The following is an 18,218-nucleotide window of genomic DNA, read 5'->3' as shown; positions in this document are numbered from 1 at the left end:
CATGACCGTCAGACGCCTTCTCATCGCCGTCGTCCTGCTGGCGATCCTCGGTGCCGGGGCCGCCTATGGCTGGCGGGCGATGCAGGGCAACCGCCTGCCCGCCGGATTCGCCTCCGGCAACGGCCGGATCGAGGCGAACGAGATCGACGTCGCCACCAAATACGCCGCCCGCGTCCAGACCATCCCGGTGCAGGAGGGCGATCTGGTGGAGGCCGGCGCCGTCATCGCCACGCTCGACACCCGCGACCTGGAGGCGCAGCTCCGTTCCGCCGAGGCCCAGCTGCGCCAGACCCGGCGCGCCCGCGAGGAAGCCGCCGCCCTGGTCGCCCAGCGCAGCAGCGAGGCCGACTACGCCGCCAAGGAGATGGAGCGGGCGCTGGTCCTGTTCGGCAAGGGCCATATCGCCGAACAGCGCGTCGATCAGGCCCGCAACGCCCGCCGCACCGCCGACGCCGCGCTGGAGGCCGCCAAGAGCCGCCTCGCCAGCGCCGACGAGGCCATCGACGCCGCGGCCGGCGACGTGGACCGGCTGACCACTCTGGTCGCCGACGGCGTGCTGAGGGCTCCGCGCAAGTCCCGCGTCCTCTACCGCTTGGCCGAACCCGGCGAGGTTCTCGGGGCCGGCGGCAAGGTGGCGACTCTGCTCGACCTGTCGAACGTCTACATGACCTTCTTCCTGCCGACCGACACCGCGGGAAACCTCGCGCTGGGCGCCGACGCCCGCATCCTGCTGGACGCGGTTCCCGACACCGCGATCCCCGCCGCCGTCACCTTCGTCGCGCCCCGCGCCCAGTTCACGCCCAAGCAGGTGGAAACCAAGTCCGAACGCGACCGCATGATGTTCCGCGTCAAGGCCCGCGTCCCGGAATCGCTGGTCACCCGCTACATCGACCGGGTGAAGACCGGCCTGACCGGCATGGCCTATGTGAAGCTGGACGACGCGGCGGTCTGGCCGGACTGGCTGGAATCGAGGCTGACGCGGGCAGAGACCTCGTCCTCATCCCTTATCCCCCCCTCTCCCCCGCCTCAATCCCCCTCTCCCCCCCGGGGAGAGGGTCGGGGTGAGGGGGGCGCGCCGCATGACTTCGCCGATAATCAGACACCCTCCGCTTCCCAATCCACCCCACGCAACCCCCTCACCCTAACCCTCTCCCCGGGGGGGAGAGGGGATCCCTCGCAAGGGTCGAGGTCATGACCCCCGCCTCCGCCGTCTCGCTGTCCGGCGTGCGGCACCGCTATGGCGGGACGGTGGCGCTGGAGCATGTGGCTCTCGACATTCCCACCGGCACCAGCGTCGCGATCATCGGCCCGGACGGCGTCGGCAAATCGACCCTGCTCGGCCTGATCTCCACCGCCAAGAAGATCCAAGAGGGCAGCGTCCGCGTGCTCGGCACCGACGTTTCCGACCGCCATGGCCGCGCCGCGCTCCAGCCGCGCATCGCCTACATGCCGCAGGGGCTCGGCCGCAACCTCTACGCCGAGCTGACCGTCGCCGAGAATCTCCAGTTCTTCGGCCGCCTGTTCGGCCTCGACGCCGCGGAGCGCCGGCGCCGCATCGCCGACCTGCTGGAATCCACCGGCCTCGCCCCTTTTCCCGACCGCCCAGCCGGCAAGCTGTCCGGCGGCATGAAGCAGAAGCTCGGCCTGTGCTGCGCCCTGCTGCACGACCCCGACCTGCTGATCCTCGACGAGCCGACGACCGGCGTCGATCCGCTCTCCCGCCGCCAGTTCTGGGAGCTGATCGACCGCATCCGCGCCGGCCGTCCCGGCATGACGGTGCTGGTCGCCACCTCCTACATGGACGAGGCCGAGCGCTTCGACCAGGTGGTGATGATGAACGCCGGCCGCCTGCTGGCCTACGATACCCCCGCCGCGGTGAAGGCGCAGACCGGCGCCGCCGATCTGGAGGGGGCGTTCGTCGCCCTGCTGCCGGAGAATGCCCGGCGCGGCTACGAACGCCTGACCGTTCCGCCCCGCCCGCCCGAGCCCGTCGGCGCGGAGCCGGCGATCGAGGCGATCGGCCTGACCCGCCGCTTCGGCGATTTCACCGCGGTGTCGGACGTCAGCTTCCGCATCGGCCGCGGCGAGATCTTCGGCTTCCTGGGGTCCAACGGCTGCGGCAAGACCACCACGATGAAGATGCTGACCGGCCTCCTGCCCGCCAGCGCCGGCGAGGCGAGGCTGTTCGGCAAGCCGGTGGACGCCGGCGATCTGGAAAGCCGCCGCCGCGTCGGCTACATGGCGCAGGCCTTCTCGCTCTATGGCGAGCTGACGGTGCGCCAGAACCTGGACCTGCACGCCCGCCTGTTCGACCTCGCCGACGCCGACAGCCGGCTGGCGGCGCTGGTCAAGCGCTTCGGCCTGTCGCCCTACATCGACGCGGTGGCCGACAGGCTTCCGCTCGGCGTGCGGCAGCGGCTGTCCCTGGCCGTCGCCATCCTGCACGGGCCGGAACTGCTGATCCTCGACGAGCCGACCTCCGGCGTCGATCCGGTGGCGCGCGACCAGTTCTGGCGCGACCTGATCGCGCTTTCGCGCGACCAGGGGGTGACGATCTTCGTTTCCACCCATTTCATGAACGAGGCGGCGCGCTGCGACCGGGTGGCCTTCATGAACGCCGGCCGCGTCATCGCCTCCGGCCCCCCCGACGAGCTGCGCCGCCAACAGCAGGCCGACAGCCTGGACGACGCCTTCATCGGTTTCATGCGCCAGGCGGAGGGGGAGCAAACCGAGGAGAATCGCCCTCTCCCGCCCCGGGAGAGGGAGGGGCCCCACGAAGTGGGGAGTGTGAGGGGTGTTCCAAGCATCCCGAACCCCATGGACCAGATCCCCATGGACCAGATCCCCATGGCCCAGCCCCCCATGGCTTCCGGCCTCTCCCCTCACCCTTCCCATGCTCCGCATGGGCCCCTTTCCTCTCCCGGGGCGGGAGAGGGAGGCTCCTCCTTCTCCCGCCGCCGCCTGCTGGCCTACGCATGGCGCGAGACGCTGGAGCTGCGCCGCGATCCCGTCCGCCTGACCGTCGCCCTGCTCGGCACCGTGCTGCTGATGCTGGTCTTCGGCTTCGGCATCACCATGGACGTGGAGAATCTGAGCTTCGCCGTGCTCGACCACGACCGCACGCCGGAAAGCCGCGCCTATATCGAGCAGTTCGACGGCTCGCGCAGCTTCCGCGCCACCCCGCCGGCCGTGGATGCCCGCGACCTCGCGCTGCGCCTGCAGCGGGGCGAGGCGTCGCTGACCATCGAGATCCCCGAGGGCTTCGGCCGCGACCTGCGCCGCGGCCGGGTGCCGGAGGTGGCGGTGCGCATCGACGGCGCCATGCCTTTCCGGGCGGAGACCATCCAGGGCTACGTCTCCGGCCTGCACCAGCGCTTCATCCAGGACGCCGCCCTCGCCGCCGGCGTCTCCCTGCCCACCGCGGCGGCCACCGTGGAGATGCGCTACCGCTACAACCAGGCCTTCCGCAGCCTCGACGCCATGGTCCCGGCCGTCATCGGCCTGCTGCTGGTCTTCATCCCCGCCATCCTCGCCGCGCTCGGCGTGGTGCGGGAGAAGGAGCTGGGCTCCATCACCAACCTCTACGTCACCCCGGTGACGCGGCTGGAATTCCTGCTGGGCAAGCAGTTGCCCTACATCGCGCTCGCCACCTTCAACCTGCTGCTGATGGTGGTGATGGCCGTCCTGCTGTTCGGCGTGTCGGTGAAGGGCAGTCTCGTGGGGCTGTTGCTGGGCGGGCTGATCTATGTGGTGGCGACCACGGCGCTGGGGCTGCTGATCTCCGTCTTCACCTCGACCCAGACGGCGGCGGTGTTCGGCACCGCCATCGTCACCATGCTGCCGGCCACCCAGTTCTCCGGGATGCTTCAGCCGGTCTCGACCCTGGAAGGCGGGGCGTGGCTGTTCGGCACGCTGTTCCCGACCACCCATTTCCTGAAGCTGTCGGTCGGCGCCTTCACCAAGGGCCTGGGCCTGACGGAACTCCTCCCCTTCATCCTGGCGACCGCCGCCTTCGTCCCCGTCTTCCTGGCGCTGGGCGTCGCCTTCCTGCCGAAGCAGGAGCGCTGAACCATGATGCGCTTCCTCCGCAACAGCCTGACATTGGCGCGCAAGGAATGGATCAGCCTGCTGCGCGACGTCTTCATGCTGGCCTTCGTCGTCTATTCCTTCACCTTCTCGGTCTATTCCCAGGCGACCGGCATCTCGCACGATCTGCACAACGCCGCCATCGCCATCGTCGACGAGGACAATTCCACCCTGTCGCAGCGGCTGATCTCCAGCTTCCGCGCGCCGGAGTTCCAGAGGCCGGCCATGATCGGCCATGCCGAGGTCGATCCGGCGATGGATGCCGCGCGCTACACCTTCGTCCTCGACATCCCGCCGAACTTCCAGGCCGACGTGCTGGCCGGCCGCAGCCCGACGATCCAGCTGCTGATCGACGCCACCGCGATGATGCAGGCCGGCATCGGCGCCGGCACCATCCAGGGCATAATCGAGGACGAGGTCGGCCGCTTCGTCCGCCGCGAGGCCGACGGCAGCGCCGCTCCGGTCGATCTCCAGCTCCGCATCGCCTACAACGAGGGGCTGGATACGAAATGGTTCACCGGCACCATGTCGGTGGTCAGCAACATCACCATGCTGGCGGTGCTGCTGGCCGGCGCCGCCCTGATCCGCGAGCGCGAGCACGGCACGCTGGAGCATCTGCTGGTGATGCCGGTCCGCCCGGCCGAGATCATGACCGCCAAGGTGCTGGCCAACGGCTCGGTGATCCTGCTGCTGACGCTGGTGTCGCTCTACGTGGTGCTGCGCGGCATGCTGTCGGTGCCGCTGGCCGGATCGGTCCCGCTGTTCCTGGTCGGGACGGCGCTCTACCTGTTCTTCGCGACGGCGCTCGGCATCTTCCTCGGCACCGTGGCGCGGTCGATGCCGCAGCTGGGGCTGCTGTTCATCCTGATCGTGCTGCCGATGAACATGCTCTCCGGCGGCTTCACCCCGCTGGAAAGCGAGCCGGAATGGCTGCAGATGGCGATGCAGCTGTCACCCTCGACCCATTTCGTCGCCTTCGCCCAGGCCATCCTGTTCCGCGGAGCGGGCTTCGACGTGGTATGGCCGCGCTTCGCGGCGACCGCCGGCATCGGCGCGCTGTTCTTCGCCTGGAGCCTGGCGCGATTCAGGCGGCATCTGGCGAGCTTCCGGTGAGGGCGGCGCCCTGCCCCCCTCCCCGACCCTCCCCCGCCCAGCTCTCGCACAAAGCTTCGCTTTGTGCTGACGCGACAGGCGGACCGTGGGTCCGCTGAGAGCGGGGGGAGGTTAGGTGGGGGCACCGTCAACCGACGATTCCCCCACCCCCTGAACCTCAGTGCGATCCGCCGCCCTCGAAGGACGGCGCGCTCAGCCCCGAGGCCACCAGCTGCTCGATCAGCGCGGTCTTCAGCCGCTCCAGACCTTCCTGGCTGTAGGACTCGGCGCGGGCCACCAGAACGTCCTGAGTGTTGGACGCGCGCAGCAGCCACCAGCCGTCGTCGGTCGTCACGCGGACGCCGTCGATGTCGTTGACCTTGGCGCCCGACGCCTTGACCCGGCCCTTGACCTCCTCGACCACAGCGAACTTGCGTTCCTCGTCGATCTGGAAGCGGGTCTCCGGGGTGTTGAGCATGTCCGGCAGGGCGTCGCGCAGCGCGGCCAGCGTGGTGTTCAGCTTGCTGACCAGCCCGACGAGGCGGACGCCGCAATACAGCGCGTCGTCGAAGCCGTACCACTTGTCGGCGAAGAAGATGTGGCCCGACATCTCGCCGGCCAGCGGCGAACCGGTCTCCGCCATCTTGGCCTTGAGCAGCGAGTGGCCGGTCTTCCACATCAGCGGGTTGCCGCCATGCTTGGCGATCTCGTCGAACAGGGCCTGGCTGGCCTTGACGTCGGCGATGATGGTGGCGCCCGGATGGCTCTTCAGCACGTCGGCGGCATAGAGCGCGACCAGCTGGTCGCCCCACACCACGCGGCCCTTGTGGTCGATGGCGCCGATGCGGTCGCCGTCGCCGTCGAAGCCGATGCCGAGGTCGCAGCCATGCTCCGCCACCGCCTTCTTCAGGTCGACCAGATTGGCCTCGACCGTCGGATCGGGATGGTGGTTGGGGAAGTTGCCGTCGATCTCGTCGAACAGCAGGATATGCTCGCCCGGCAGCTTGGCGGTCAGGCGGCGCAGGATTTCGCCCGCCGCGCCGTTGCCGGCGTCCCAGGCGACCTTCAGGTCGCGCGTGCCGTCATAGTCCTTCAGCAGACGGGCGACATACTCGTCCTGGACGTCGATCTTCTCCGACGAGCCCTGGCCCTGCACCCAGTCGGCCTTGGCCGCCATGGTGCCGAGATCGAGGATCTGCTGGCCATAGACCGGGCCCTTGCCCAACATCATCTTGATGCCGTTGTAGTCCGGCGGGTTGTGCGAGCCGGTGATCATGATGCCGGCCGCCGCATCGCGGTCGCGGGTGGCGAAATACAGCATCGGCGTGGGGCCGAGCCCGATGCGCAGGACGTGCAGGCCGGTGGAAACCAGCCCCTCGACCAGCGCCTCCTCCAGTTCCGGCGAGGACAGACGGCCGTCATAGCCGACGCAGACCGTCTTGCCGCCCTGGCGCACCACCACGGTGCCGAAGGAGCGGCCGACCGCGCGGGCGTCGGCGGGAGTCAGCGTCTTGCCGACGATGCCGCGGATGTCGTACTCGCGCAGCACCGTGGGGTGGAAGGTATGGGCTTCGCTCATGATCTCGTTAGTCCTCTGTTGGACGTCGTCTTAGGACCTTAACCGCGGTCCATCCCGCCGGCCGGCGACGGCCGGCCGATGGAGGTATAGGTGAAGCCGGCCTTTGCCATGTCCTCTGGGTTGTAGATGTTGCGCAGGTCGATCATAACCGGCCGCTTCAGCATCGACTTGACCCGACGCAGGTCGAGCGCGCGGAATTCGTTCCACTCCGTGAGAATAGCGACGCAATCGGCCCCTTCCAAGGTGCCGTAGGCGTCCTTGGCCCACTCCACGCCGGGCAGCAGCTTTTCGGCCTCGTGCATCGCGGCGGGATCGAAGGCGCGCACATGGGCGCCCGCCGCCTGCAGCGCCGGGACGATGTCCAGCGACGGGCTGTCGCGCATGTCGTCGGTGTTCGGCTTGAAGGCGACGCCCAGCACCGCGACGGTCTTGCCGTCCACCGACCCGCCGCAGGCGGCGATGATGCGCTCGGCCATCTGCTTCTTGCGCTTGTCGTTGATGTCCACCACCGTCTCGATGATGCGCAGCGGGCTGCCGACCTGCTGGGCGGTGCGGACCAGCGCCAGCGTGTCCTTCGGGAAGCAGGAGCCGCCATAGCCCGGACCGGGGTGCAGGAACTTCCTGCCGATGCGTCCGTCCAGCCCGATGCCGCGCGCCACGTCGTGGACGTTGGCGCCGACCTTCTCGCAGAGGTCGGCGATCTCGTTGATGAAGGTGATCTTGGCGGCCAGGAAGGTGTTGGCGGCGTATTTGGTCAGCTCCGCCGTCTCCAGCGAGGTCACCACGATCGGCGTCTCGATCAGGTAGAGCGGGCGGTAGAGCCGGCGCATCACGTCGCCCGCGCGGTCGGAGGTGGCGCCGATGACGACGCGGTCGGGCCGCATGAAGTCGCCGATGGCGGAGCCTTCGCGCAGGAACTCGGGGTTGGAGGCGACGTCGAACTCGGCGTCGGGGCGGGCGCGGCGGATGATCGCCTCGACCTCGCGGCCGGTGCCGACCGGGACCGTCGATTTCGTCACCACCACCGTGTAGTGGTCGAGATGCCGGGCGATCTCCTCGGCGGCGCCATAGACATAGGACAGGTCGGCGTGGCCGTCGCCGCGGCGCGACGGGGTGCCCACCGCGATGAACACGGCATCGACGCCCTGCATCGCCTCCTTCAGATCCATGGTGAAGGACAGGCGGCCGGCGGCGACGTTGCGGGCGACGAGGTCGTCCAGCCCGGGCTCGTAGATCGGAATCTCCCCGCGCTTCAGCCGCTCGATCTTGCCGGCGTCCTTGTCGACGCAGGCGACATGCACGCCGAACTCGGAAAAGCAGGCGCCGGAGACCAGGCCGACATAGCCCGTACCGATCATCGCTATGCGCATCGCGTCCCCCCTCAAGTCCTTGAAAAATCAGAAAACCCGTCAATCATTGGATTACCCCGGCGGGGGCGTTCCTCACGTCCGGCCTTGTTCGCGCGGCCGGTTCTTTTTGAATGCGTCGGTCCAAACGCACGTGCCCGCCGCCGTCCGGATCAGGGGACGGGGCGGGCGCGGCATCAGGGATGCTGCCCGTCGGTCAGCAATATTTGCGCAGCATCTCGCGCACCTTGTCGGCCATGTCCGGCCGGTTCAGCGCGTGGGCAAGCGTCGCCTCGATGAAGCCGACCTTGTCGCCGCAGTCGTAGCGGGTGCCTTCGAAGCGCAGGCCGTGGAAAGGCTGGTTGCCGATCAGCTTGGCCATGGCGTCGGTCAGCTGGATCTCGTTGCCGGCGCCGCGCTGCTGCTTTTCCAGATGGTCGAAGATTTCCGGCTGCAGGATGTAGCGGCCGATGATCGACAGGGTCGAGGGCGCTTCGGCCGGCTTCGGCTTCTCCACCAGACCGCGGACGGTGGCCAGACGGCCGTCGTCCTTCTCGACGTCCAGGATGCCGTAGCTGCTGGTGCGTTCGCGCGGCACGTCGACGACGGCGACGATGTTGCCGCCGACCTCCTCATACGCCTCGACCATCTGCTTCAGGCAGGGGGTCTTGCCCTGGACGAAGTCGTCGGGCAGCACGATGGCGAAGGGGTCGTTGCCGATCAGGGCGCGGGCGCACCAGACGGCGTGGCCGAGGCCCAGCGGAACCTGCTGGCGGGTGTAGAAGCAGCGGCCGGGGGCGATCTCGCTGTGGCGGACCTCCTCCAGCGCGTCCATCTTGCCGCGCTCCTCAAGCGTGCGGTTCAGTTCGGTGTCGGCGTCGAAATGGTCTTCGATGGCGCGCTTGGAACGGCCGGTGACGAAAACGAAATCCTCGATGCCGGCGGCGCGCGCCTCTTCGACGGCGTGCTGCAGCAGGGGGCGGTCGACCAGGGGCAGCATCTCTTTCGGGATTGCCTTGGTGGCCGGCAGGAAGCGCGTGCCGAGACCGGCGACCGGGAACACCACCTTGCGCACGGGTTTCCGCATTGGACGTCTCTTGTGGTTGAGGCGAAGTCAAATCCATGGTTCCACGGCATTGCCCGACCGCAAGCGGAGCCGGCGGAAGCACTACCGTGGTTACGGGCTTTCTGCCACGCCTTCCCCGACTGCGCAACAAACCTTCCGAGACCGGGCAAAAGGCTAGTCCTGGCGGCCGAAATCAAATGAAAACCGGCCGAATGTCCTCGTTCAGTCCGGTCTTTATCCGCAAGGTCCGACGCCGCCCCGGACCTTTCTCATAGGCAGTATCGATTGTAAAAGGTTGGAAAATCAAAGGCGCGACACCGTGCCGCTGCCGGCAGCGGTCCATCCCGCCGCCATCGCTGAGCCCGCCCGCAATCCGTGGGTCATGCGGTTCACGGCCCTTGCGCGGGAGGCATGGCGGCGGCCATGTTGCGCGCCATGACCCCCGACTCGCTGCGCGCCCGCGTGCTCCACCAGGACGAGCTCTGCTTCGTCATCGACAAGCCGGCCGGCCTGGCCGTCCACAAGGCCGGACGCATCACCGACCATCTGGAGCTTTACCTGCCTTTCCTCGGCGGACCGGACGGGGAGCCGCCGAAGCTGGCCCACCGGCTGGACCGCGACACGGCCGGCTGCCTGATCCTGGGCCGCACCCCCTGGGCGCTGAAGCGTCTCGGCCAGATGTTCGCCGCCGGCCATGTGGAGAAGACCTATTGGGCGGTCGCCGACGGCATCCCGAAGGCCGAATCCGGGGTGATCGACCTGCCGCTGCTGAAGCGTATCGAACCCAAATCCGCCGCGGGGGCCGGCCGCTCCTCCTGGACCATCCTGCCCGATCCGGCCGGGCAGCCGGCGGTCACCGAATACCGCGTCCTGGGCACCAGCGCCGATGGCCGTTCCTGGCTGGAGCTTCGCCCGCGCACCGGCCGCACCCACCAGATCCGCGTCCATTGCGCCGCCATCGGCTGTCCGCTGGTGGGGGAGCCCTTCTACGGCCCCGAACGCCTGCCCCCCGGCACCCTGCACCTGCTGGCCCGCTCCGTCGCATTCCGCATGGCCTTCGAATATGCGGCGGTCGATGCCGCCGCCCCAGCGCCGGCGCATATGAGGGACGCTCTGTCGGCCTGCGGCTGGCCGGGCGGATAAGGGAGTTTCCACGCAAAAGGAGGGCTGCCGCCCTGTTCGACGCATTCCACTGTTAGAGGTCGAGAACCCCACAACCGACGGAGCGATCAGGATGGGACAGGCGGTCACCGACAACCAAGCCATGAACCGGTTCGAACTGGCGGTCGGCAACCAGACGGTCTACGCCGATTACCGCCGCAACGGAGGGACGCTGGTGATTTCCTATGTCGAGGCCCCGCCCTCGCTGCGCGGCACCGGCGCCGCCGGCCGCCTGATGGAAGGCGTTATGGAGGCCGCCCGCGCCGAAGGGCTGAAGATCGTGCCCCTGTGCAGCTACGCCGCCATGTGGATGCGCCGCAACCGGCAGGACGACCTGCTGGCGTGAGGCCCTCCGCCTCCCATTGAGAAAATCAATGGAAGCCCCGAAAACTATCAATTTCCCATGAAGGCCATCCCTCGTTAGCGTCCGCCCAATGGGTTGCCGCAGTGCGGCAAAACCCGCACCAGCGATCTTGACGAGGGATGATCCATTATGGACGCGCTGCTGTCCGCACCGATTCTGTTCTTCGGCCTCGGAGCCGCGATCGCGCTGACCGGGGCGCGCATTCCATTCCCGGAAGGATTCGGCAAGGCGCTCGCCGCCTATCTGCTGGTCGCCATCGGCCTGAAGGGCGGCGTCGCGCTGGCCGGCGCCGATGTCGGCTCCGTGCTGCCGCTGCTGCTGACGGCGGGGCTGCTCAGCCTGCTGATGCCGATCCTGGGCTTCGCCCTGCTGCGCTCGGCGGTCGGGCTGGATCAGGTCAATTCGGCCGCCGTCGCCGCCCATTACGGATCGGTCAGCCTCGTCACCTTCGTCACCGCCACCAAGCTGCTGGAAAGCCAGGGCGTCACCTTCGGCGGCCACATGGTCGCGGCGCTGGCGATCATGGAAGCCCCGGCCATCGTCAGCGGCCTGCTGCTGGCCGGCGCCACCGGGATGGTGTCCGGGGCCGCGGCGGGCGGAAACGGCGGCACAATGCCGGTCCCGCTCGGCGACGCGGGCCGCGGCGGGCCGGACCAGGGCGGTTCGATCAAGGACGCGATCCGCGAGGCGGCCTTCAACGGCTCGGTCCTGCTGCTGGCCGGGTCGCTGCTGGTCGGCCTCGTCATCGGCAAGCCCGGCCTGCAGAGCCTGCACGGCCTGTTCATCGCCCCCTGGGACGGCGTGCTGTGCCTGTTCCTGCTGGAAATGGGCTATCTCGCCACCTCCCGCCTGCGGGAAGCGGCCTCGCTCAGCCCGCGGCTGGTCGCCTTCGGCATCGCCATGCCGCTGATCGGCGCCGGCATCGGCCTTGCCGCCGCCTCGGCCCTGGGGCTCGGCCTCGGCGACGCCGCCCTGCTGGTGACGCTGTGCGCCAGCGCCTCCTACATCGCGGTGCCGGCGGCGCTGCGCCATGCCCTGCCGACGGCGGAGCCGGGCCTGTCGCTTCCGCTGTCGCTGGGCATCACATTTCCTTTCAACATCCTCGTCGGTATTCCACTCTACCTCGCAGTGAGCCGGGCGGTGCTGACCTGACCGGCCGAGCCGGAACCACCGCCATGCCCGCCCCGCTGCCGCCCTTCGACCTCGACCTGCTGCGCACCTTCGTGACCATCGTGGACAGCGGCGGCTTCACCCGGGCGGCGGAGCGGCTGGGCCGCACCCAGTCCACCATCAGCCTGCAGATCAAGCGGCTGGAGGACGGGCTGGGCAAGCGCCTGTTCCTGCGCGAGGGCCGCGGCCTGGACCTGACCCCCGACGGCGAGGTACTGCTGACCTACGCCCGCCGCCTGCTGGGCATGGCGGGCGAGGCCTGCGCCCTGCTGATGGAGCCGGAGGTGGGCGGCGTGGTGCGCCTCGGCACGCCGGAGGATTTCGCCACCACCCATCTGCCCGACGTGCTGTGGCGCTTCTCCCGCGCCCATCCCCAGGTGGCGCTGGAGGTTCAGTGCGACTTCACCGTCAACCTGCTCGACCGCTTCGCCCGCGGCGAATACGATTTGGTGCTGTGCAAGCGGGAGCCGCAGGGTCCGGCCGGCGGCGTGAAGGTCTGGCGCGAGCCGCTGTTCTGGGTGGCCTCCGACCGCCTGATCCTCGACGCGGGCGCCCCGGTCCCGCTGGTCCTCGCCCCGCCGCCGGACATCCACCGCAAGCGCGCCATCGACGCGCTCGACGCCCGCGGCCGTCCCTGGCGCATGGCCTACACCAGCCCCAGCCTCGCCGGCATCAAGGCGGCGGTGACCGCCGGGCTGGGGGTGACCATCCTGCCCAAGGACATGCTGGCCCCCGGCTTCCGCATCGTGAACGCCGAACACGGCCTGCCCGCCCTGCCCGACATCGAAATCGCCCTCTACCGTCAGCCCGGCCCCCAGCCCAAGGCGGCGGACCTGCTGGCCGAACACATCATCCGCTCGCTGGAGAAGACGGCGGGGTGACAGACGATTGGAAAGGCTTGGTTCCGAAGGTGTATCGATTCAGGATTCACACGCGGAACGAGGGGGCCCAAGCAATATTGTCTAGCCCAACTCGAAGCTCGTGATCCCGAACACCCGCGCCGGATCGGTCACCGGCGCCGGCCCCAGATACATCCGCGCCGTCTCGAACTGCGGCGACAGACCCAACTCCTCCGCCATCCGCAATCCGGCCCCGTTCGGTTCCGGCACGTCGAGGAACACCGGCCCCTCGCCGGCCGCCCGGCCCAGCGCCACCACCAGATCCCGCGCCACCCCGGCATCGGCGGCATAGAGCGGGCCGATCTTGCAGCCGCTGTGGCAAGGCCGGATCACCCCGAAACCCGTCACCTCGCCATCCCTCACCGCCGCCAGCGCCGTGGCGCCGGGAAGGGCGATCCAGTTGGCGAGAAAGCCGGGGCGCGGCGCCGGGAACAGTTCCGCATCCAGCGCCGTCAGCCGGTCGAAGGGCACCGTGTTCGCGTCCACCAGCGTGGTCCGCGCCTCTCCGCCGTCCGGGATGCCGCCACCGAAGCGGATGTTGCGATGGGACAGCGCGAAGCCGGATTTGCGGTAGTTCTCCTGCTGGGCGACCACGCCGTCGAGGCCGACGGTGCAGCCTTCGAGATAGCGCAGCCCCGCCTGCCACAGCCGCCAGCCATGGCCCCGCCCGCGCGCCTCCGGCCGCACGATGTAGAAGCCGAGGAAGCCGAAGCTCCCCGGATACCGCACGACGGACAGCGAGGCCACCGGCCGGCCGTCGAGCAGTCCGACCAGAAAGCCCGCCGGATCGACGGCATGGAAGGCGCCGGCATCGTGCAGGCCGGGGTTCCAGCCCTCCGCCCGCGCCCAGTCGACGGCCAGATCGAGTTCGGCCCGGCTCATCACGCGGATCCGGTAACCGTCCGTCCCCTGCTCTTCGTTCCCCTGCATCTCCGCGACTCCTCCAAACAGGCGCCCACCGCGAGACACAGCGTAACCGTCAGCTTGCGGCACGGAAAGGATCCCCTCTTCCCCGGAGCGCGAGAGGTAGTCGCGCGCAATTTTCACCCACCCTTTTCCCACAGCCCGGCATCCATGATAGGAATATCATCCCGAAAATCGCCGGGAAGGGACCGCCATGCACCACCCTGCCGCCGCTCCGCCGCCGGATGAAACGATGGAACACCCCCCGAAATCCTGTTTCACCGCGTTTCAAACGTTCAGTCCGGCACCGCTCCCGTGCCGCTCCGCCATCGGTTGAAACAGTGGAACGCCACCCGTCATCCTGTTTCACGGCGTTCCAAATGTCCCATCCGGCGCCTCTGCGCCGCAGGCCGCGCGCCGTTGCTTTCGCGGCGGGAGTGCGGTTAAGTCCCCGCCGGTTTCCGCTGATCCTCTCCGAGTCCATGCCCGCCAACTCCCCGGACCTCACGACGCCCCGCCCCGACCCGACCTCGGCGCCCGCCGCTGGCGGGGTCGATGCCGTGCCGCGGGTGCTGGCCGGGGCCGCCGCCCTGCTGCTGGGGCCTGTCGCCGCGGTCGCGCCGCGCGGGCTGCCGGTGTGGGCGATCCTGGTGCTCGTGCTGTCGCTGGCGGGACTGGCGCGGCAGGGCGCGTTCGGGCGCATCCTGCGGCTGACTCCTGCGGTCGCGGCGGTCGCCGCCTTCCTGGCGCTGGCGCTGGCCTCCTCGCTGTGGAGCCCGTCCGACCGCGCGGCGGCGACGGTGGGGGAGATCGGCTACATCGCGCTGGGGGCGCTGGCCGGCGGCGCCTGGATCGCCGGGCTGCCGGGACCGGAGGTGCGGCGGCTGGCCGGGCTGTTCCTGGCCGGCGGGCTGGCCGGCGGGCTGCTGTTCGCGGCGGAGGCGGCGCTGGACTTCCCGCTGAACCGCTGGTGGAACGGAGTCCCCGACGACCAGCTGCCCAACCTGCTGAACGGCAATGTGCCGAAGCGGACGGCGGCGCTGCTCTGCCTGCTGGTCTGGCCGGCCGCCCTGGCGGTGGACCGCTACGGACGCCGGGCGCTGGCGCTGCTGCTGCCGGCGGGCTATGCGCTGGCCTGCCTGCCGCTGACCAGCCGGTCGGCCATGCTGGGCATCGCCGCCGGGCTGGCGACGCTAGCCGCCGCCCGCGCCTCCGCCCGCTGGACCCGCCGGCTGTTCGCCGCCGCGGTGACGGCAGCCTTCCTGCTGGTGCTGCCGGCCGCCCTGCTGTTCTCCGGCCCGCTCGATCTCGACAATTCCGGCCTGCTGTTCCGCTCCGCCCAGCACCGGGTGGAGATCTGGGGCCATGCGGCGGAACGGGCGTTGCGCACCCCTGTCTTCGGCCAGGGCATCGACGCCTCACGCTCCCTGCCGCCGGAAGGGGCGGTGTCGGAATTCTCGCCGATCGGCGACAGCCTGCTGCCGCTGCATCCGCACAACGCCTTCCTTCAGGTCTGGCTGGAAACCGGGGCGGTGGGGGCGGCGCTGGTGCTGGCCGTGCTGCTGATGCTGCTGGCCGCCACCGCGCGGCTCGACCGCCGCGCCCAGCCCTTCGCATTGGCGCTGTTCGCCTCGGCGCTGGCGATGGGCAGCACCGCCTACGGCATCTGGCAGCCCTGGTGGATGTCAGGCTTCCTTGCCGCCGCGCTGATGCTGCGGCTGGCCGCCCGTATCGGGGAACAGACACGATGAGCAAGCGTCCGCTCCGCATCCTGGTCATCAAGCTGGGCGCCTTCGGCGACTTCTTCCTGGCCCAGACCGCCTTCGCCGCCATCCGCCGCCATCATGCCGGCGACCGGGTGACGCTGCTGACCCTGCCCTCGCTCGCCCCGCTGGCCCGCATGAGCGGCCTGTTCGACGAGGTGCTGGAGGATCCGCGCGACCGCTCGCTGTCGGCCTATCTGGCGATCCGCAGGACGCTGCGCGCCCACCGCTTCGACCGGGTCTACGACCTCCAGGCGCAGACGCGCACCGACCTGTACCACCGGCTGCTGTTCCCCGGCCCCTGGCCGGAATGGTCGGGCACCGCCCGCGGCGCCAGCCATCCCGACCGTTACGAGGGACGGCGCAAGGTGCCGGTGCGCGAGCGCTATGTCCGCCAGCTCGCCCCCTTCGGCATCGTGCCGGACGAGGCGCCGGACCTGTCCTGGCTCGACGCCGACATCTCGAAGTTCGGCCTGCCGGAGCGCTTCGCCCTGCTGGTCCCCGGCTCCTCCCCCGGACGGCCGGACAAGCGCTGGCCGGTGCGCCGCTATGCCGAGGTGGCGGCGGCACTGGCGGAGCGCGGCATCGTGCCGGCGGTGATCGGCACGGGCATCGAGCGCGACCTCGCCCGCGCGATTGCGGACACCTGCCCGCAGGCGGTCGACCTGACCGACCGCACCAGCGTGCCGGAACTGGGCGGGCTGGCCCGCCGGGCCTGGGGGGCGGTCGGCAACGACACCGGCCCCACCCATCTGATCGCCGCGGTCGGCTGTCCCACCGTGGTCGTCTTCTCCGACGCCTCCAACCCGATCCACAGCACCGGCCCGCGCGTGCTGATCCACCACCGTCCCGACTTCGCCGACATCGACAGCGCCGGCGTAATCGAGGCGCTGGACCGCGCCCGCGGAGAGGCGGGGGCCTAACGGCAGAAGGGAAACGGCTCGACCTTGGGCATGTAGATCGGGATCCATTCGCAATGGGTCACCGGGTTGGGCAGGCGGCGGGTCTCGATGACCGGCCAGGCATGGGCCGCCGCCACCACCAACGCCACGCCCGCCAGGATCCAGCGCCGCGGCTTCGCCCGGTCCAGCAGCTCCGGCATCCGCGCCAGCACCCAGGCGGCGGACAGAATCGCCAGCGGGTCGGTGTAGGCGGCATAGGCGCGCTGGAATCCGCGCAGCGAGAACAGCGCCTCCAGCCCCCACGCCACCAGCAGCAGGAACAGCGCCTGCGCCGCTGCCAGTCTCTGCCCGCGCCGCCACAGCACCACCGCCCCGGCGATGGCGAACCACTCCACGACGATGGTCTGCGGGATGTTGTCGGGGTGGAGGACGATGGTGCGGATCGCCAGCGTGCGGCCGATGCCGGCCAGCAGAAGTCCCAGCGTCCCCTGCCCGACCACGCTCCCCTGGTCGTTGAGCGTCGCGCCATGCCGCCAGGAGGAGAAGACGAACATGTGCTCGACGAAATTCGCCACGGCGATGGCGTTCTGCTCGTTCCAGCGGATGTCGAGCGCCAGCAGCCCGACCGACAGCCCCAGCAGCACCGCCGCCGCCCCGGCCGCCGCCCGGCTCGCCGGCACCCGATGCACCACCGCATGGACCAGGATGCCGACCAGCACCCAGCCGGCGACGATGCTCTGATAGCCGCCGCCCGACAGCCCGCCGACGGGGGTGTAGGGGTAGACCGCCCGCCCCCAGCCGGCCAGCCCGGCCTGGATCAGCGCGAAGGCCGGCACCGCCGCAGCCGCCGCCAGCAGCCCGACCAGCGCCGCGACGCCCCAGCCCTTCCCCTTGCCCGATGGGAAATCAGTCTCCGCCCGCCGCCCGAACAGGATCGCCGCCACCGGCAGCCCCATCGCCAGGAACACCGCCTGCACCTTGGTCACCATGGCGAGCCCGACCAGCAGACCGCCCGACGCCAACCGAATGAGCGACGCGCCATCGCACGGGCGGCCATCGGCCGGCCGTACCGCCCGCAGGACCAGCAGCAGTCCCAGCACGACGAAGCCGGCCGACAGCAGGTCGGTGCGCATCTGCCGCCCCTGCGCCGTCAGCCCGACGCCGAAGGCCAGCAGGATGCCGGCCAGCAGCGCCACCCGCCGGTCGTCCACCAACCCGCGCAGCAGGGTGGTGTAGCTGACGGCGAAGGCGGCGGTCAGCAGGATCGACAGCGCCCGCCCGGCCTGGATCAGCGATTGCCATGCGGCTTGCGTCGCCGCGACGTCGCTGCCCGGCGGCAGGGCCGACAGGCTGGCGACCGGCAGGAATCCAAGCGCGTGCAGCAGCCGGTACCAGACGTCGATCACCAGGAAATAGCCGTAGCCGGGATGGTCGAAGTACTCCTGCGGCAGCCCGTCACCGAACAGAAGCCCATGATAGGCCAGCACCAGATCCTGGTCCGAATGCACCCAGTAGGGCAGCCGGAAACCCACCAGCAGGATCGACAGCGCCATCGCCGCGGCCAAACCGGCGCAAAGCAGCCACCAGGGCGCCGCCGCGACGCGGTCGAGAAGGGACGGGCTGGCGGTGGAGGGAACGGGCTTCATCGGCTTCCTGCGCTCACGGTTCAGGTCGGCGGGCGCCTTGTGGCATGGAATGCGCCGGTTGGGAACCGTCTGCCGTCCCGCCCGAAAACCGTCTCCCCGTTCCCTGCGGGAACCACTCCGATTCCACGGTGTTGCCCTCATGGAACGGCGGCGTCGGGAGTCTCCGCCTCTTTCGTGGTGCCTCACAGGAGTGGCTTTGCAATGTTGACGGGCCGCTGCCACAAAATACGGTATGGCAGAC

General features: G+C 69.8%; 14 protein-coding genes. 9 read left to right on the top strand and 5 right to left on the bottom strand.

Translation table 11 applies throughout. From position 1 onward, the window contains the following. The first annotated feature begins 1 nt into the window (after window position 1). Genes DM194_RS24045 through DM194_RS24035 form a run of 3 tightly spaced genes read left to right on the top strand, consistent with a single transcriptional unit; the run spans window position 2 to window position 5,199 of the window. On the top strand, window positions 2–1,195 hold the full coding sequence (locus tag DM194_RS24045) for an HlyD family secretion protein (RefSeq protein WP_111070073.1): 1,194 nt from the start codon (window positions 2–4) through the stop codon (window positions 1,193–1,195). Further along, window positions 1,192–4,068 carry a ribosome-associated ATPase/putative transporter RbbA gene (gene rbbA, locus DM194_RS24040; protein WP_111070072.1) on the top strand — a complete coding sequence of 959 codons (2,877 nt, stop codon included), beginning with the start codon at window positions 1,192–1,194 and terminating at the stop codon, window positions 4,066–4,068. The genes DM194_RS24045 and rbbA overlap by 4 nt, the downstream gene beginning before the upstream one ends. A gap of 3 nt (window positions 4,069–4,071) precedes the next feature. Then, complete coding sequence (locus DM194_RS24035) at window positions 4,072–5,199, top strand: ABC transporter permease (RefSeq protein ID WP_176581496.1); 1,128 nt, start codon at window positions 4,072–4,074, stop codon at window positions 5,197–5,199. Window positions 5,200–5,356: 157 nt separating this feature from the next. Here the strand turns inward: DM194_RS24035 and pgmG are convergent, their stop codons facing one another. From pgmG to galU, 3 genes are all read right to left on the bottom strand, one after another. Beyond that, entirely contained in the window at window positions 5,357–6,757 is a 1,401-nt protein-coding gene (gene pgmG, locus DM194_RS24030) for a phosphoglucomutase/phosphomannomutase PgmG (protein ID WP_111070071.1), read from the bottom strand. 38 nt (window positions 6,758–6,795) lie between these two features. Further along, complete coding sequence (locus DM194_RS24025) at window positions 6,796–8,127, bottom strand: UDP-glucose dehydrogenase family protein (RefSeq protein ID WP_111070070.1); 1,332 nt, start codon at window positions 8,125–8,127, stop codon at window positions 6,796–6,798. 193 nt (window positions 8,128–8,320) lie between these two features. Continuing rightward, entirely contained in the window at window positions 8,321–9,190 is an 870-nt protein-coding gene (gene galU, locus DM194_RS24020) for a UTP--glucose-1-phosphate uridylyltransferase GalU (RefSeq protein WP_111070069.1), read from the bottom strand. Window positions 9,191–9,580: 390 nt separating this feature from the next. On the opposite strand from galU, the gene DM194_RS24015 reads away from it, so the two are divergent. The 4 genes from DM194_RS24015 (at window position 9,581) to DM194_RS24000 (ending at window position 12,745) form a co-directional block, all read left to right on the top strand. Beyond that, window positions 9,581–10,312: an RluA family pseudouridine synthase gene (locus DM194_RS24015; RefSeq protein WP_246024566.1), complete on the top strand. Its 732-nt coding sequence runs from the start codon at window positions 9,581–9,583 to the stop codon at window positions 10,310–10,312. Window positions 10,313–10,403: 91 nt separating this feature from the next. Beyond that, complete coding sequence (locus tag DM194_RS24010) at window positions 10,404–10,676, top strand: GNAT family N-acetyltransferase (protein WP_111070068.1); 273 nt, start codon at window positions 10,404–10,406, stop codon at window positions 10,674–10,676. Window positions 10,677–10,823: 147 nt separating this feature from the next. Next, window positions 10,824–11,846 carry a sodium-dependent bicarbonate transport family permease gene (locus DM194_RS24005; protein WP_111070067.1) on the top strand — a complete coding sequence of 341 codons (1,023 nt, stop codon included), beginning with the start codon at window positions 10,824–10,826 and terminating at the stop codon, window positions 11,844–11,846. A gap of 23 nt (window positions 11,847–11,869) precedes the next feature. Further along, window positions 11,870–12,745, top strand: a complete 876-nt coding sequence (locus DM194_RS24000) for a LysR substrate-binding domain-containing protein (protein ID WP_111070066.1) — start codon at window positions 11,870–11,872, stop codon at window positions 12,743–12,745. An 81-nt stretch (window positions 12,746–12,826) separates the two neighbouring features. Here the strand turns inward: DM194_RS24000 and DM194_RS23995 are convergent, their stop codons facing one another. Further along, window positions 12,827–13,693 carry a GNAT family N-acetyltransferase gene (locus DM194_RS23995; RefSeq protein WP_111070065.1) on the bottom strand — a complete coding sequence of 289 codons (867 nt, stop codon included), beginning with the start codon at window positions 13,691–13,693 and terminating at the stop codon, window positions 12,827–12,829. Between the two features lie 455 nt (window positions 13,694–14,148). On the opposite strand from DM194_RS23995, the gene DM194_RS23985 reads away from it, so the two are divergent. Together DM194_RS23985 and DM194_RS23980 are read left to right on the top strand one after the other, a co-directional pair. Further along, entirely contained in the window at window positions 14,149–15,417 is a 1,269-nt protein-coding gene (locus DM194_RS23985; protein WP_246024565.1) for an O-antigen ligase family protein, read from the top strand. Next, window positions 15,414–16,352 (top strand): glycosyltransferase family 9 protein, encoded by a 939-nt coding sequence (locus DM194_RS23980; RefSeq protein WP_111070063.1) that lies wholly within the window; start codon window positions 15,414–15,416, stop codon window positions 16,350–16,352. The genes DM194_RS23985 and DM194_RS23980 overlap by 4 nt, the downstream gene beginning before the upstream one ends. Here DM194_RS23980 and DM194_RS23975 read toward each other — a convergent pair. Then, on the bottom strand, window positions 16,349–17,977 hold the full coding sequence (locus DM194_RS23975) for a glycosyltransferase family 39 protein (protein ID WP_111070062.1): 1,629 nt from the start codon (window positions 17,975–17,977) through the stop codon (window positions 16,349–16,351). The genes DM194_RS23980 and DM194_RS23975 overlap by 4 nt on opposite strands. Window positions 17,978–18,218 lie beyond the last annotated feature (241 nt).

This window comes from Azospirillum ramasamyi (genome assembly GCF_003233655.1).
In the GTDB taxonomy this organism is placed as follows: Bacteria; Pseudomonadota; Alphaproteobacteria; order Azospirillales; family Azospirillaceae; genus Azospirillum; species Azospirillum ramasamyi.
Note: the sequence above shows the minus strand (reverse complement) of the source record. Positions and strands in the feature narration are given on the sequence as shown.